This window comes from Candidatus Enterococcus wittei (assembly GCF_002140175.1).
Classification (GTDB): Bacteria; Bacillota; Bacilli; order Lactobacillales; family Enterococcaceae; genus Enterococcus_B; species Enterococcus_B wittei.
The window spans coordinates 841143-855978 of sequence record NZ_NGMO01000002.1 but is presented as its reverse complement, the minus strand read 5'-3'; the positions used below and the strand labels follow the sequence as shown (position 1 = coordinate 855978).

At 36.0% G+C, this 14836-nt stretch carries 14 protein-coding genes, 1 rRNA gene, 1 other RNA gene and 1 pseudogene; 5 read left to right on the top strand and 12 right to left on the bottom strand.

Annotation, left to right across the window (positions count from 1 at the left end; genetic code table 11):
• The 4 genes from A5844_RS08020 to A5844_RS08005 all read right to left on the bottom strand — a co-directional run.
• A 16S ribosomal RNA gene (locus tag A5844_RS08020) occupies positions 1–659 on the bottom strand; the annotation flags it as partial.
• 702 nt (positions 660–1361) lie between these two features.
• Positions 1362–1724 carry a hypothetical protein gene (locus A5844_RS08015; protein WP_086284668.1) on the bottom strand — a complete coding sequence of 121 codons (363 nt, stop codon included), beginning with the start codon at positions 1722–1724 and terminating at the stop codon, positions 1362–1364.
• Positions 1725–1804: 80 nt separating this feature from the next.
• A complete protein-coding gene (locus A5844_RS08010; RefSeq protein ID WP_086284667.1) occupies positions 1805–2179 on the bottom strand; it encodes a CvfD/Ygs/GSP13 family RNA-binding post-transcriptional regulator in 375 nt (124 codons plus the stop codon).
• 607 nt (positions 2180–2786) lie between these two features.
• Positions 2787–3371: a peptidylprolyl isomerase gene (locus A5844_RS08005; protein ID WP_086284666.1), complete on the bottom strand. Its 585-nt coding sequence runs from the start codon at positions 3369–3371 to the stop codon at positions 2787–2789.
• 440 nt (positions 3372–3811) lie between these two features.
• Between A5844_RS08005 and A5844_RS08000 the strand changes: the two genes are divergently transcribed.
• Both A5844_RS08000 and A5844_RS07995 read left to right on the top strand, forming a co-directional pair.
• Positions 3812–4810, top strand: coding sequence for an NAD(P)/FAD-dependent oxidoreductase (locus A5844_RS08000; RefSeq protein ID WP_086284665.1), 999 nt, complete (start codon positions 3812–3814; stop codon positions 4808–4810).
• A 120-nt stretch (positions 4811–4930) separates the two neighbouring features.
• The gene (locus tag A5844_RS07995) at positions 4931–5440 is read left to right on the top strand and encodes a phosphatidylglycerophosphatase A family protein (protein ID WP_086284664.1); all 510 of its coding nucleotides are present in this window, start codon (positions 4931–4933) and stop codon (positions 5438–5440) included.
• Positions 5441–5921: 481 nt separating this feature from the next.
• On the opposite strand, the gene A5844_RS07985 is transcribed toward A5844_RS07995, so the two are convergent.
• The 7 genes from A5844_RS07985 to tadA all read right to left on the bottom strand — a co-directional run bounded on the left by A5844_RS07985 (position 5922) and on the right by tadA (position 11824).
• Positions 5922–7139 (bottom strand): IS110 family RNA-guided transposase, encoded by a 1218-nt coding sequence (locus A5844_RS07985; RefSeq protein ID WP_086284662.1) that lies wholly within the window; start codon positions 7137–7139, stop codon positions 5922–5924.
• 367 nt (positions 7140–7506) lie between these two features.
• Positions 7507–8151, bottom strand: coding sequence for a TIGR01906 family membrane protein (locus tag A5844_RS07980; RefSeq protein ID WP_086284661.1), 645 nt, complete (start codon positions 8149–8151; stop codon positions 7507–7509).
• Between the two features lies 1 nt (position 8152).
• Complete coding sequence (locus A5844_RS07975; RefSeq protein WP_086284660.1) at positions 8153–8917, bottom strand: TIGR01457 family HAD-type hydrolase; 765 nt, start codon at positions 8915–8917, stop codon at positions 8153–8155.
• Positions 8918–8921: 4 nt separating this feature from the next.
• Complete coding sequence (locus A5844_RS07970) at positions 8922–9599, bottom strand: YutD family protein (RefSeq protein WP_086284659.1); 678 nt, start codon at positions 9597–9599, stop codon at positions 8922–8924.
• Between the two features lie 38 nt (positions 9600–9637).
• Positions 9638–11017, bottom strand: a complete 1380-nt coding sequence (locus A5844_RS07965; RefSeq protein ID WP_164498434.1) for a bifunctional metallophosphatase/5'-nucleotidase — start codon at positions 11015–11017, stop codon at positions 9638–9640.
• Positions 11018–11194: 177 nt separating this feature from the next.
• An RNA gene (ffs, locus tag A5844_RS07960) (signal recognition particle sRNA small type) lies at positions 11195–11293 on the bottom strand.
• A gap of 6 nt (positions 11294–11299) precedes the next feature.
• Entirely contained in the window at positions 11300–11824 is a 525-nt protein-coding gene (gene tadA, locus A5844_RS07955; RefSeq protein ID WP_373419210.1) for a tRNA adenosine(34) deaminase TadA, read from the bottom strand.
• A gap of 129 nt (positions 11825–11953) precedes the next feature.
• Here tadA and A5844_RS07950 point away from each other — a divergent pair, with 129 nt between their 5' ends.
• Complete coding sequence (locus tag A5844_RS07950; RefSeq protein ID WP_086284657.1) at positions 11954–12805, top strand: helix-turn-helix domain-containing protein; 852 nt, start codon at positions 11954–11956, stop codon at positions 12803–12805.
• 363 nt (positions 12806–13168) lie between these two features.
• Here A5844_RS07950 and A5844_RS07940 read toward each other — a convergent pair whose 3' ends face one another.
• A complete protein-coding gene (locus tag A5844_RS07940) occupies positions 13169–13504 on the bottom strand; it encodes a hypothetical protein (RefSeq protein WP_086284656.1) in 336 nt (111 codons plus the stop codon).
• A gap of 290 nt (positions 13505–13794) precedes the next feature.
• On the opposite strand from A5844_RS07940, the gene A5844_RS07935 reads away from it, so the two are divergent.
• Both A5844_RS07935 and A5844_RS14260 read left to right on the top strand, forming a co-directional pair.
• Positions 13795–14178, top strand: coding sequence for a hypothetical protein (locus A5844_RS07935; protein WP_179190565.1), 384 nt, complete (start codon positions 13795–13797; stop codon positions 14176–14178).
• A pseudogene (locus tag A5844_RS14260) lies at positions 14133–14836 on the top strand (helix-turn-helix domain-containing protein); the annotation flags it as partial. The gene A5844_RS07935 and the pseudogene A5844_RS14260, both read left to right, overlap by 46 nt.

Genomic DNA, 14836 nt, shown 5'->3' with positions numbered 1-14836 from the left:
TTCCAATGACCCTCCCCGGTTGAGCCGGGGGCTTTCACATCAGACTTAAGAAACCGCCTGCGCTCGCTTTACGCCCAATAAATCCGGACAACGCTTGCCACCTACGTATTACCGCGGCTGCTGGCACGTAGTTAGCCGTGGCTTTCTGGTTAGATACCGTCAAGGGATGAACAGTTACTCTCATCCTTGTTCTTCTCTAACAACAGAGTTTTACGATCCGAAAACCTTCTTCACTCACGCGGCGTTGCTCGGTCAGACTTTCGTCCATTGCCGAAGATTCCCTACTGCTGCCTCCCGTAGGAGTTTGGGCCGTGTCTCAGTCCCAATGTGGCCGATCACCCTCTCAGGTCGGCTATGCATCGTGGCCTTGGTGAGCCGTTACCTCACCAACTAGCTAATGCACCGCGGGTCCATCCATCAGCGGCACCGTAAAGCGCCTTTCAAATCAAAACCATGCGGTATCGATTGTTATACGGTATTAGCACCTGTTTCCAAGTGTTATCCCCTTCTGATGGGCAGGTTACCCACGTGTTACTCACCCGTTCGCCACTCCTCTTTTTCCGGTGGAGCAAGCTCCGGTGGAAAAAGAAGCGTTCGACTTGCATGTATTAGGCACGCCGCCAGCGTTCGTCCTGAGCCAGGATCAAACTCTCATAATAAAAGTTAGAACAACCTTGCGATTGTTAAGCTCAATTTGGTTGCTAGCATATTGCTTGCTTGTTAAAAATGTTTGTTGTCTTGAATCAATCAAGACGCCCTACACATTTGGTTTGTCTTACTTCGTTCAGTTTTCAAAGGTCTACTTGATATTGGATCAAAAATCCGCTATCTATGATTGCCGTAACAACTCTTATATCTTAGCGAAGACTCAAGTGTTTGTCAACACTTTTTTAAAAGTTTTTTATCTCATTTTTCATGAGATAGTTTTAGCAACTCACATATCATAACTCATCCTTTGTTATTTGTCAACATCTTTTTTCACTTATTTCTTTATCAGATCAACTTCAATAGATGTTCAAATAAAATCGACTTCGTTATATTAACATGCATCCCTACAGAGGTCAATAGTTTTTTTGATTGTTTTCTCAATATTTTTCAGTAACTAAATCATCGAGCCAACGTTTTCTAATTTATCATGTTCCCTACCTCTCGTCAATATATATTTTATCTTCTGGCAGCATTTAATCTACCTACTAAAAATCCAATCATTCGTATAAACTAAAGTTTTATTAATTCTTCATACTGAATAACCAATAAAAATCTTTAAAAGATGAACATTCATCCCCTTCTCAATCAATGAAAGCATTAAAAAAAGAAGTTTGATATTTTATCAAACTTCTTTAAAAATATTTCTTAGACTGTTAAAACAACGGTACACCATCGACTTCGTATGTTCCTAGAACTTTACGCATGTGATCAGGGTCTTCCCAAAGATAGCCTTCACCTAATTGTTCATGTTGATTCTTTTGCTCTGCTTCAAAAACAAACAAAGGAATATTTTCTTGATTGATATGTGTATTCGTCAACTCCATTAAGTTAATTTTGCTCACATCGATATGAACAATTTCCTTCAAAAAGCTAAGTATGTTTGCTAACCCTGTTTTTTCACTTGAAAGGTCTGCTAATGCGAATTCCAACTTATTATCAATTGAATGAACTAAAAATTTTTTAGATCCATCCTCCAAATGCAACATAATTGTACCAGCGACTCTTTTGTTTGCCAAAATTTCCACCTCGATCAACTTGTTCTGTGGCTTATAATGGAATTTTAGCATATTTTCAGAAAAAATACACTTTTTATTTCTTACTTTCTTTTTTGTTCTAGCTCATATAATGCTTCCGTGATCCAGATTGGTAATTGCTCTTCAATTGTAGCAAAGCCAATTCTTTTATTCTTATTTGTAAAATATCGTTTTCTTCGATAAGGAATGGCAGTAGCTTTTTTTTCTAAGGTACGTAATGATAAACTGATTTTTTTTGAATATTCATCAATATCGATGATTTGTACAGTTACCGGCTGCCCTACTTTCAATAAAGTATGGATACTTTTAGTGAAGCCAGATTGTACTTCAGAGACATGGATCAAACCTTGTGTTTCTTCATCAAGAGATACAAATGCACCATATGGCTGTATCCCAGTAATTCTCCCATTAATTATTTGTCCGATTCTATAAGTCATATGCTTCCCTCTCTTCGCAAGTCTCATTATACTGTAATTATTGAAAAAAAAGAAGTTTGTAAAATAAAGATTTAAAACGAAGACACGTATCAGATTCTTCTTTTAGAAATTATCAATAACGCAAAGTTGAAAAGTTCTCACTGTTATATAGGATTGATAACTCCCTTCTATAGATGAACTGATGATTTAATCAATCGTCAGGCTAAAGAAAATTCTGACAGTTTAATCCATCAAGATTTTTCAAAATATGTATAAACACAAGAAAAGTGAAATCTCTAAAATTTAATCTTAGATCTCCAATTAATATTAATAGAATAATTCTTTTAAAATGGAGATGACTTACTGAAAGATGGTTAGGTAAATAAAACTATTCTCAGTTCCACTTTCATCTAGTATGTTCCCTCATCTTGTTTCCTCACAAGAAGAAGATCATAAAATAATCTTTTACTGAAAATGATAGTTATACCTATTTTTTAAGAAATAAGCTGAAGCCCTGAAATTAGGAAAAGCTATTTTCAGATACTTCAGCTTATTCATGATATTGAACATTCAAATAGAACTACTTTGTCCACTTATTTGAGAGATTACTCTCCCTAGAATTTTGGTTTTATTCTGAAATTTCAACTTTCTCGATCACTACATCATGCACAGGTCGATCTTGTGGCCCACGTTGTACATTCGCAATTTCATCTACAGTATCCATTCCTTCAATCACATGACCAAACACTGTGTGGCGGAAATCAAGCCATGGAGTACCTCCATTTTTATAAGCTTCAATGATCTCTGCAGGAAAACCTGCTCCTTCTAATTGAGTAAGCATGTTTTCAGGTACGTTTGTGTTATTCACGATAAAGAATTGACTACCGTTTGTATTTGGTCCAGAGTTCGCCATAGACAACGCACCACGCAAGTTGAACAATTCACGGCTAAATTCATCCTCAAAGCTATCACCATAGATACTTTCACCGCCCATACCTGTTCCTGTTGGGTCGCCTCCTTGAATCATGAAATCAGGGATTACACGGTGAAAAATGACTCCATCATAATATCCTTTCTTAGCTAGTTCAACAAAGTTTTGTACGGTTTTAGGTGCTAGTTCAGGGAATAATTGAACTGTAATGTCTCCGCGATTGGTTTTTATAACGGCTTTAGGCCCCTTTTCATTCGACAAGTTTAACTGTGGGAATGTCATATTATCTTCCTCCTAAATATTATTTCTTCATCAGCAATCATAACATAATCTAATCATATACTGCTAAATGAAACGCACTAAAAATAAAAAGATCCAATTACAAATGGGAAAGACTATTATACACTCTTTTTTTTAACTGTGGCTACTTATTTGCTACTTTATCTATCTGTGTAAAAAATCAAGAAAATAATCGTACGAATTGATCTGTCATTATTTCTATCATTAATGAGCAATAGGGTTCGTGTTGTCTGAAAAAATGGTTCACCAAAATATATCTATGCAATGAACTCTTTTATATTTAATGACTACGTAGAGACACTATTTCTTAATAAGCTATTTTTTCTTTTGTACTCTACCTTAAAGAATATTTCGCCTTCAGTCTATTTGAGAAGAATTCTCAATTGAATTCTGTTATAGTGTGTGATGAGGAGGGATCTCACGTGGAAATTTATGATATCACTATTATCGGAGCAGGACCTGTTGGAATGTTTGCTGCTTTTTATGCGGGGATGCGCCAAGCAAAAACAAATATTATTGATAGTTTGCCACAACTTGGTGGACAATTAACAACCCTTTATCCTGAAAAATATATTTATGACATTCCTGGATATCCAACAATCAAGGCGGTTGAACTTGTAGACAATCTAAAAAAACAGTTGACAACTTTTAATCACACATTTCATTTAAATGAAGAAGTATTGTCCATTACTAAAGAAGATGACATTATTGAAATCACTACAACAAAGGGGATCCACTATTCAAAAGCTGTGATTTTAACGTTAGGTAGCGGATCGTTTCAACCAAGAAAGCTAAACCTAGACGATGCCAAACATTATGAAAATCATGGATTGGATTATTTCGTCAATGATTTAATGAAGTATGCTGGGAAGAAAGTAGCAATTGCTGGAGGCGGGGATTCTGCTATAGACTGGGCACTCATGTTAGAACCAATTGCAAGTGAAGTATATTTGATTCACCGTAGAGCGGAATTTAGAGGGCTTGAACATAGCGTAAGTAAACTCAATGCTTCGTCTGTCAATGTATTGACTCCATATTTAATTGATGGCTTGTCTGGTGTGGATGGAGAATTGACAGAACTTCAGTTAAAAAAAGTAAAAAGTGATGAAACCATCCATTTGATGATTGATTCTTTGATTGTTAACTATGGATTCACCTCTAACTTAGAGCATCTGTCTTCGTGGGGACTTGAAAGTTCAAGAAACGCCATCGCTGTTCATTCAGATATGTCGACATCCATACCAGGTGTCTATGCAGCAGGTGACATCTGTTCTTACGAAGGTAAAGTGAAACTGATTGCAACAGGATTTGGAGAAGCTCCCACTGCTGTAAACAATGCCCTTCATTTTATCAATCCTAAAGAACGCACACAACCTGGTCATAGTACTAGCCTATACGATAAAACTTTTGGTTCCAATTAATCTTATCATTTGATCCTACTTTTCTATGCTTTATTGTAAAGTTTTGTAAGTTTCTTTGATTTTTCAACCTAGTAAGGTACCATTAAAGAATGAACGATAAAAATGATGGGAGGAAAAAAGATGGTTATCAAAAAAGAAACGCTAGAGGAAAAGGCACGTGGCCTCTTAGAAGAACGAGGTGTAACGATTGAGGATATTGCGGAATTGGTTATGTTTTTGCAGCAAGATTACATCTCTGACTTGACGTTAACAGATTGTGCTGAAAGCATTAATGCTGTTTTAACCAAACGCGAAGTCCATAATGCCATTATTACAGGCATTCAATTAGATATCATGGCAGAAAAAAATCAGTTGATGACCCCACTCCAACAGATTATTGAAGATGACGAAGGATTATATGGAATCGATGAAATATTAGCCTTGTCCATCGTCAATGTGTATGGGACGATTGGATTTACAAATTACGGCTACATCGACAAAGTGAAACCAGGAATTTTAAAACGCCTCAATAGCCATGATGGAAAAAATATTCATACTTTTTTAGATGATATCGTAGGCGCAATCGCTGCTTCCGCTGCAAGCCGGTTGGCACACCAAGAGCCCGAAAAAAGAAGTCGCTTGACACAATAAAGTTGTGAAAAAGCCTTTCAGTTCCGAGTATTAAGACGTGACTTAGGAAAATAGCTTTTCATATTTTTTTGCGATTTTGACTTAGTGATGAAGGTCTGTTGGTTGACCACCGTTTATCAGGGTTCGCAACAGTTGCACCTTGATTCAATCAATAAGAAAAGGCTGGAACAGACGTGGTTCACTCCGAGAAATAAAAAGGGATTCACGAAAATTGCTTTTCAAATTTTTGTGAATTTCAGCTTATTTTCAAAGGAGTTGCTTCTGATTCCGCCGTTTATAGGTATTTAAAGCGTGAAACAAGAGTAAATCATACTTTTGTTTCACGCTCTTTCCTACGATTAGTCAAGAGAAATTTATAAATCAAATGATTTATTTTTGATCTAGAATCAGAAGAAGAAAATGAAGGTATACGAAATAAACCAAGGAATAAGAAAATTTTTTTACTTGGTCTGTGCTATAATGAGTCTATAAGGTTAATCCCTTATTGGTCGTTAGAGGCCGTATACGCATAAGCGTACATTGTATGATTCCTGACCATGGAATGCATACACTTCAGAAGCTTGTTCATACAGGCGACTGTGGCAACCTTTTCCTTTTTAGGGACGGGTTGCTTTTTTAGTTTGTAATAGTAATCAACGAGATGATTCGGTGCAGCGTGTTGTTGTCGGATCATATTGCGAATCGCGAAATAGAGAATTTTTCTTCCTTTTGGATTGCCTCGTTTATTGATGTGATCTTTTCCAACATAGTTCCCAGATTGAAAACGTAGAATATCAATACCGACGAATGCATTGAGCTGATTTGCGGTAGGAAACCGTCTGATATCGCCCAATTCACCAATTAAAAGAGCCGCAGTGGGCGCACCAATGCCAGGTATGGACTGATAGATTTCAAATTCTTCAAGTGCTTGAGCAGATTGAATCATTTGCGCCATCAAGCGTTCTTTTTGTTCGAGTAAATCTTGAAGGAGACGCGCATAGTAACACGTTTTCTGACAATGAATACTGGAGGAATCTACCGCAGGATAAGAAGTTTGTGCATAAGCGAAAAGTTGATCCGCCTTCTGCCACGCTCTGTTATCAGAAATATGTTTTCGGGTGCTTTTTACCAAGCGATTTTTGATTTTTGTTCGAGTAGAGGCAAGCACGAACATGGGGTGAGGGAACGCCTCGATTAACGACAATGCGTAAGGAGTAACACGACTGGAAAAGAAGTTTTCTAACTCAGGAAAGGTTAATTGAAGTGCCTGATGAAGATCCATGCGCACGCGAGAAATTTTCTCTTCGAGTTCTTGATAAAAACGCGCAAGATCCCGTAGTTCCTGAAACACTTCTGCTTGATGTATTTTTGGCAAACGGGTATTTTTCCAATGAGTTTGCGCCAATTTATGTGCGTCGATTTTATCTGTTTTCCAACTACGCAGTGTCCCCTCTTCCAGTTGTTTTTTTGCCTCCAAAGGGTTTAAAAGACAGTAGGCTAATCGATTATCTTGGCAGAATTTTTCTAATGGACGAGAGTAGACACCGGTTGCTTCAAAAACAATTTCAGGAGTTTCTGGAAGTGCGGTGATTTCTTCAAGTAACTGACGGAACCCTTCTTGATTGTGAGAGACTTTCCCTTCTGATAGACAGTGTTGATTATGGTAAAGTACTTTGTAACTTTCACCTTTAGATACGTCAAAAGCAAAAATAAATGACAGGCGACTTCTCCTTGATTATTTGATTGAAAGACCTTCACTGATTCATTCCGATTCGACTTTCCTTTACACGGACTCGAAGTCCCAACATACTTAAAACAGATTCTAGAATGACAGTGAGGGAGCTCGTTTTTTGATTCGGACTCAAGGTCCATGAGCGTATGAGCGAGCTTCCTTTCACTCTCACTATACTCGAATAAGAGAAATAGTGGGTAAGATATTCCGTCGAATATCTTACCCACTAATCTTAGTATGTTTTTGTCTTATTATCGAATGTAGCAAAAATGTCATTAATTAACACCGAGACTGCTGCATTTTGCTCTAACATTAAAAGGTCTAACCAACCAGTTTTTAGTCACTCTTAATTCTTTCATTTCTGATTCTTAAACTCTCTTTTCCCAATAAAGATCACCAATGCGAAAAATACTTCTAAGAGTATAAAAAACAGCACAAAACTATGCATAAAAAATTGTTCTGGCAATACATTGATGATGGGATCAGTCCTTGGATCAAATATCCAGTCATCATTATTAAAGATTGTTTCATGAAAAAGAATGAAAAAACGGTCGAAGCCGATCAGCATAAAAAAACCGATGACTACTGGAACACCCATACCGATTTGGAAAGGTCGGATCAGCCGCCATAAACGTTGTTCTTTCCTTAAATTCCGAATAAAAAAAACACTAGGAATCAGCGAAACCAAAAAAACTGCATAATTCAGTAAAAACAGCTGTTTTACCTCATAAAAATGCTGTAGCCCACTCGCTGACATTGGAAAGTCAGCTAACTCAAGAACTTTTTGAAATGGATTGTTCAAGTAAGCCATTAACTGATCATAATTCTGCAACAGAGTTGCTTGATCAAGGGTTGTATTATTTAAAATATTTAAATACCTGATATCGAACACATAAAGTAGTCGAAAGTTGATCGTAATGGCAATAGCTAAGCTTATTAATGTTAAAAATAAACTGACCATACCGCCATATTCCAGCCACTGCCATTGTTTTTTGCGCATTCTAGAAACTCCATTCATCTAAAGACTGCAACACAATTGTAGCCGGAGTCGGTAAATGCGGAAGATCTTCTTCCTTCGTAAACCCTGACAAGACTAGTAATGTATCGATACCATTACGTATACCAGCTTGAATGTCTGTTTCGTAATTATCACCGACCATAAGGACTTCTTCTTTTTTCAATCCTAGTATTTCAACTGCTTTATCCATAATGATCGCTTCTGGTTTTCCGATATAAATAGGCGCAGTTTGTGTGGCTGTTTCGACAAAAGAAACGACTGAGCCAGCACCTGGAAGGAGACCACGTTCCGTTGGAATATTCTTATCTGGGTTTGTACCGATAAACGTTGCACCTTTTTGGATAGCAAGAGTAGCAGTCACTACTTTTTCATAGGTCAAATAGTTGTCTAAGCCCACAACTACGTAGTCTGGATTTTCTTCTTCCCATTGAAAGCCTGCTTCAAGGATCAATTCAGTCAAACCTGCTTCACCGATCACATATACCTTGTTTCCTTTTGCATCAGTTTTCATAAAATCAATCGTTGCAAGAGATGCTGTATAAACTGTTTCTGGAGCGACATGGATATCAAATTCAGTTTCTAAACGTTTGGCTACCATTTGAGGCGTCTTCGTTGTATTATTTGTGACAAATAAAAAAGGGAGATCCTTTTTCTGTAATTCTTCAACAAACCTTTTTCCTGCTGGAATCGGCTCCGTTCCTCGATAGATTGTTCCATCTAAATCAATCAAAAATCCTTTATAAGTCATCTAATTACTCTTCCCTTTGTCTTATTGTAAAGTTTTTCTTCGCATTGGATTTTGGCTTATTCATTTTTTCTGTTTCTTTTGCCTCTGTCTTTCCTCGAACCGGTTTACGCTGTTTGATTACAGGTTGTTTACGAGATTCAACCGGTGCTTTTTTCTCTTCAATGTGTGCATATGAAGGGCGATTCTGGTTTTTCTTCTTTTTACGTCTCTGAGTATTTTTTTCTTTTTTCCCGCCAATACGTTCAATGACAAAATAAGCACAACCAAAATTACAATATTCATATAAGTAGTCTTCTAATGCATCGATACGTTGATCTGGGTGGGCACGCCGATTTGTTGCTGTAAAAAAGCCTTTTAGGCGTAGTTGTTCATAGCCCCAATCACCTACGATGTAATCGTATCTTGATAGTACTTCACTGTATCTTTCTCCAAGCTTTTCAGCATTAAATCCTTCACGGTAGTCAGTAACGATTCGGTATTGCTTGTCGCCAATCAATAAATTGGTTTGATCTAAGAGAGTCACTAACTCTCCTTTGACTTTTTCTGTCTTAGGTTCTTCGATGATTTCTTCTAAAACTGCAGTTATTTCTTCTGTGACTGTTTGTTCTTCTGCATTTTTTTCTGTTAGATTTTGACTGTTTTCATTGTCAATTGTATGTTGGTCATTTTGTTTAGCCGACATGCTTTCACCACCTATTCATTTATTATACCTTCTTTTCACTATATTGGGTAGTGAGCATTTAGGTAATCTCCTACTACTGTACGGATAAATTCAGGAAATAGAAATTCATTATTTCCTGCGATCTCGATCGTTGGAAAAAAAGGCACGAACATCAAATGATCGACTGTCGTCAATGAATAAATTCTTTCTGCTTCAATCGGCTGATTCAACCAAAACACTTGATGGTTGATTGAATCATAGGTGATCCCACTATAAACGATCTGACCAAAGATTTCTCCACGAAATCCCATCCCTCTCATTGGGAAATTACGTAAAAAAAGGCGATTTTTTTCAATTTCTAAGATAAGACGGATCAAGTCTACCCCTTTTAGGGAGACTTTAATCAAATGCATGGGATGTGGTAAAGCACTGTGAAGTTGATCTTGATCCACGAGCCCTTTGGGAATTGCTGAAAGGAACAAACCACTGTTTAAAATAGCTCCTTCTGTTTGTCCTCTTTCTTTCACGGCTTCTAACGCTACTTGAATAAAGGAGTGCTCATCAAAAATATCAAGAGACAAAGCAAATGGTAGATTTGCTACTTTCTTTTGTTCTAGCAGCTCATGCCCACGTTGTTGGTAAGCTAATATCTCTTCTTTATCCTCTGTAAAAGCTGTCATACTTTCAGTAGGGATTGCTTTTGCTTTGTGTTTGACTATTTTCTTATTTTCAAGTGTTAAGTGAACTTCTCCTACATATTGTCCATACTTTCCTGCTGCTGCTAGTTGTACTTGATTGACGACTTTTCCCTCTTTGAATAGATGATGAGTATGTGATCCTAAAATCACATCGATGGCTGGAATCTCTTCAGCGATTTGGAGGTCATCTTGAATCCCTAAATGACTCATTAAGACCAATACATCCACTTTTGGTCGAAGGTTTTCAACTAATTCTGGTAAAATCTCATATGGTTGACGAATATCCCAACCGTTAGGACTATATGTCAATGGAAAAGGTGCTGTAAAAGCAATTAATCCAATTTTTGTTTGTTGTTTTGTTTCGATTATCTTGTATGGTTTTGCCCACTTTGGCGGCTGCAATGTATTTTCATCAAATAAATTATCAAGTAGTACATCGAAGTTCGCATAGTCATATAAATGATTCAATTCATCCTTCGAATTTCCCACACCTTCGTTGTTTCCGATCGTTGCAGCATCATATCCGATTTGATTCATTAATTCCACATTTGCTTGACCATTTGTTGCTTCTGATAATGGATGCCAGCGATCTACAAAATCACCTAAATCAACTGTGATAGTCGTAGTAGTAGCTTTTTTTTCGTTTTCTCGCTTTTTTTGTTCTAGAAAGCGTCTGATCCTTGGCCAGTTTTCTAGATGGGAATGCAAGTCATTGGTGTGTAAAAGAACGATTTCTTCCAATGTATTACTCACCTCACTTTTCTTCATCATAACATAGCAGAATTGTTTGTTCACTTGAAAATGTTTTGATGTTTCCAAAAAATTCTAGTACATAAAAAAAGAGTTTAGGTTTTCAACTTAAACCTAAACTCATCAATCTTCCATTCATTTTTTCGACAAAAAAAACAAGCATTATGCTCGTAAACAATCAATCAGACACATGGCGGCACCTGCTTAGTGCTGCTTCCTTCCGGATCTGACACGCTTCACAAGCCCACCATTGTCCTAGCCTTTCGGCAAGAACTAGTATACCTCATTTCCGTTCTTTTGACTAGCCTTTTTTTGATTTCTTTTTTTAGCTCTTAAATTTTTAAAAAATACCGTTAGTAAATTCCCACATTCCTCTGCCAAAATACCACCTTCTACATATGCTTGATGGTTAAACCGTTCATCTTCTAATAAATTCATCAAAGTCCCAGCGGTTCCACCTTTTGGATCAAATGCCCCAAAGTAAACTTCTTTGATTCTTGATAAGATCATCGCTCCGCTACACATTGGACATGGCTCCAAAGTCACATACAATTGTGCATCTTCAAGTCGCCAACTACCAACTGTCTCACAAGCTTGTTGGATGGCAATCATTTCAGCATGAGTCGTTGCATCTTGAGTAGTCTCTCGTAAATTATGTCCTCGACCAATTACTTTTCCATTCAAAACAACAATTGCTCCAATAGGAACTTCAGCGAGTTCTTCTGCTTTTTTTGCTTCTTCGATTGCTAAGCTCATCCAATCTTCTTTACTAACTACTTTTTGTTTATTACCTTCCACAATTTCCCCTACCTTTTTCTAGTTACTTGTTTCATATATTCAAACATTATAACTGGCTTTCATTTGAATGACAAAGAGTTTTTCCCTTACATAAGTGTCCTATGTTAAACTAAGAAAGAGGTGAAGATAGTGGATATACAAAAATTGATTGACTTATACCCAAATGCACAAAAAAAGAATTTTCCTGCTTCCGACAAGAAGATTCTTTCATTAGTAGTTGAAGATTCTTTCTTATGGATTGAAAAAAATTCCCTTTCCCATCAAGAAATGAAACTTTTGAAAACGCTATTCCAAACAACTAATCATTTGCAGAATCACCCATGGTATCATTATTTATTTGAAACAAAAACGTATATTTTAGAAGAAAGCTATCGAATCATCCAAATCCATATTGAAGCAAGAGGCGATTTCCTTCAAGAAGAATGGCAGCAAACCATCTCTGAGATATTTCCTCATTTGACTGATTTTTTCTTTTATACTGAGAAAGATGCTTTAATGATCGAAAAAAGAAATAAAGATTATTTGGATACTTTAGAATTAAAAGGAATCTTTTTAACATTAGATGCTGATTTTGATATTACCACACAAGCGTTTGTCGGTTCTTTTCATCCCCCTAAGCAAAATATTGTTGCAGTTTTTTCGGAGGAACGTAAAATTTTCTTCAGCGAGCGTGATCACCTTCAAACATATGGGAAAACAATTTCCATTCAAGAAATTGCACTTTACTATTATACAAGAGAAATTAATGCCAGCAGTCAACTTGTCACTGAATATCAAGAGTTGATCCAATACCATAAAATGAATAAAATCATTTTAGAATTATGGAAAAATCTTGGTAATATCAGCTCAACCGCAAAAACATTATATATGCATCGTAATACCTTAAAGTATCGGATTGAAAAATTCTATGATCAATCAGGCTTCAATTTAAAAAAGCCTGATGATTTACTTTTTTGTTACTTGCTTTTACTCCATTCCTAAGAAATCTTCAATCTGCATCTATTACCAAAAAAAGAGGCTGGGACAGAAGTGGTTACTCCGAGAAATAAGCTGGAATTCACTAAAATTTGAAAAGCAATTTTCGTGAATTCCAGTTTATTATCGAAGGAGTTGCTTCTGATTCCGCCGTTTATACGTATTTAGAGCGTGAAGCAAGAGTAAATAAATACTTTCGTCCCACGCTCTTTAATATCAAGTAATCAGTGTTCTGTCAGCTGTTCTTTGTAATGAGCCAAATACTCAAAAAAGGAACATGATTTTGTTTTAAGCCGATTTACTCCTCAAGACAAAACTCTTGCTGTTATAACACTTTTTATAAATTATATTTTAATTTAAGTTTGACTCCTACATCATTTTTTCAATAATGCTCATTAGTCGTCCTTTGGCATCTTCTGTTGAATCTTTAATAGAATCCCCGTACACGGAAATTTTTTTCTTACCCATTTTGATCTTTTCTAGCATACCCATTAATGATTCTAAATCATTGTCTGATAAATGATCTACCACGTCCAATAATTTTTCATTTCCATCAAATTTATCGTAAACGAATTTCTTTACTTTTGTACGATTACCTATATGATGGATTTTTTCGATGACTTTACCTGAAACCACCACTGCTGTTGCTACACTAGCAGCTGCTGCAATACTCAATCCAATCGTTACTTTTGTTGATGTTTTCATAATTATCAGCTCCTTTTATCTATCTTTAATGATAGCACAGACAGAAAAATAAGCGAACTAATTCACTTATGTGGAAAAGAACTCAATGAAGTAGAGATAGATTCCTCTATCCCTGTCTCTTATACACATCTAGATGTGTATAAGAGACAGCAATAAATCCATACCTTTTAAAATAACAAGTTATATAATCAAATTCCATTACTATGTGAGAATAGCATACATTGAAAACACTTTCCACTCACATTTTATGTCCCCCCCTATACAATATTCGAAAGAAAAGGAGCCTATTTATGTTAATTGATGCAAAAAAAAAAGAATTGCTTGTTCTATATGCTATTACCCAACACGATACCTGTTCCTTACAAGAGCTTTCTTATGACTTACGCATACCAAAAAGAACGATAAAAGAATTGATTAGGAAACTCAACTTAACGATTGAGCAACGATTAGCTATCTCATCATTTATCTACTCAACCCCTAAAGGAGAAATAAAAATTGATCCTTCATATCAAGAAAGCAAAATGATGATCTATACACATCTAGATGTGTATAAGAGACAGGTGTATACATATATCTGTTTCTTTCTGACGCATTTCAAGGCATGGAATGGCCATTTGAGACAATTAAATTGTCTCAATTTAAGAGAGAAAAACAACTCTCTAAAGAGCTATTAGTTTCAAGATATTCAATAAAATACCAAGAAAACATTTATTTATTGATTGCTTTATTTACAATCCGCACCCAGCAGCATGCGTTGATCCTTTCTGAATCGGCGGAAATTCGCAATGTCTTGGAATTGTTACAACAAAGTCATGATTGTTCTGGTAATCTTAAAAATCATTTTCTTTCATTACTCCCTCTGGATACTGCTATGGAAGAAATTTTACATTTCAATTTTTTGATTTATTGTTTTTTTCCAAATTTAATTTCTACACAACAAAAAATGTTATTTGGTTATATCGTAGCGAACAATAGTAATCGTCTCTGTCGACAAATAGCTTTATTAACAAAGGAACTCGCACAATTTTTCCCAGTCATTTCTTCCTCAGAGAAAAAATATTTTTACAATTATTATCTCATGTTATCCTTAATTTATATTTTGCTCTTAGGAAAATCAGCCCCTTTTTTCTATTCTCTTCACTATCCAAAGGGGGCCCATGAAATCGATGAAGGTAATTTGCATATCAAAAAAATAAAACAAATCGTCAATGAAATATTCATCGATCATCCAAAAAAGACGTTGATTGTTTACTATATCAGTAGTTTGATCTATAACCTCCTACAGTCTGAATCCACAGAAAATTTAACCATCTATATTCAAATGAATAAGAC

Coding starts and splice junctions, on each gene's coding strand:
- A5844_RS08010 (WP_086284667.1), bottom strand. CDS start 2,179: ATGACTTATAGAATCGGACAAATAATTAATGGGAGAATTACTGGGATA.
- A5844_RS08005 (WP_086284666.1), bottom strand. CDS start 3,371: ATGACATTCCCACAGTTAAACTTGTCGAATGAAAAGGGGCCTAAAGCC.
- A5844_RS07995 (WP_086284664.1), top strand. CDS start 4,931: ATGGTTATCAAAAAAGAAACGCTAGAGGAAAAGGCACGTGGCCTCTTA.
- A5844_RS07980 (WP_086284661.1), bottom strand. CDS start 8,151: ATGCGCAAAAAACAATGGCAGTGGCTGGAATATGGCGGTATGGTCAGT.
- A5844_RS07975 (WP_086284660.1), bottom strand. CDS start 8,917: ATGACTTATAAAGGATTTTTGATTGATTTAGATGGAACAATCTATCGA.
- A5844_RS07970 (WP_086284659.1), bottom strand. CDS start 9,599: ATGTCGGCTAAACAAAATGACCAACATACAATTGACAATGAAAACAGT.
- A5844_RS07940 (WP_086284656.1), bottom strand. CDS start 13,504: ATGAAAACATCAACAAAAGTAACGATTGGATTGAGTATTGCAGCAGCT.
- A5844_RS07935 (WP_179190565.1), top strand. CDS start 13,795: ATGTTAATTGATGCAAAAAAAAAAGAATTGCTTGTTCTATATGCTATT.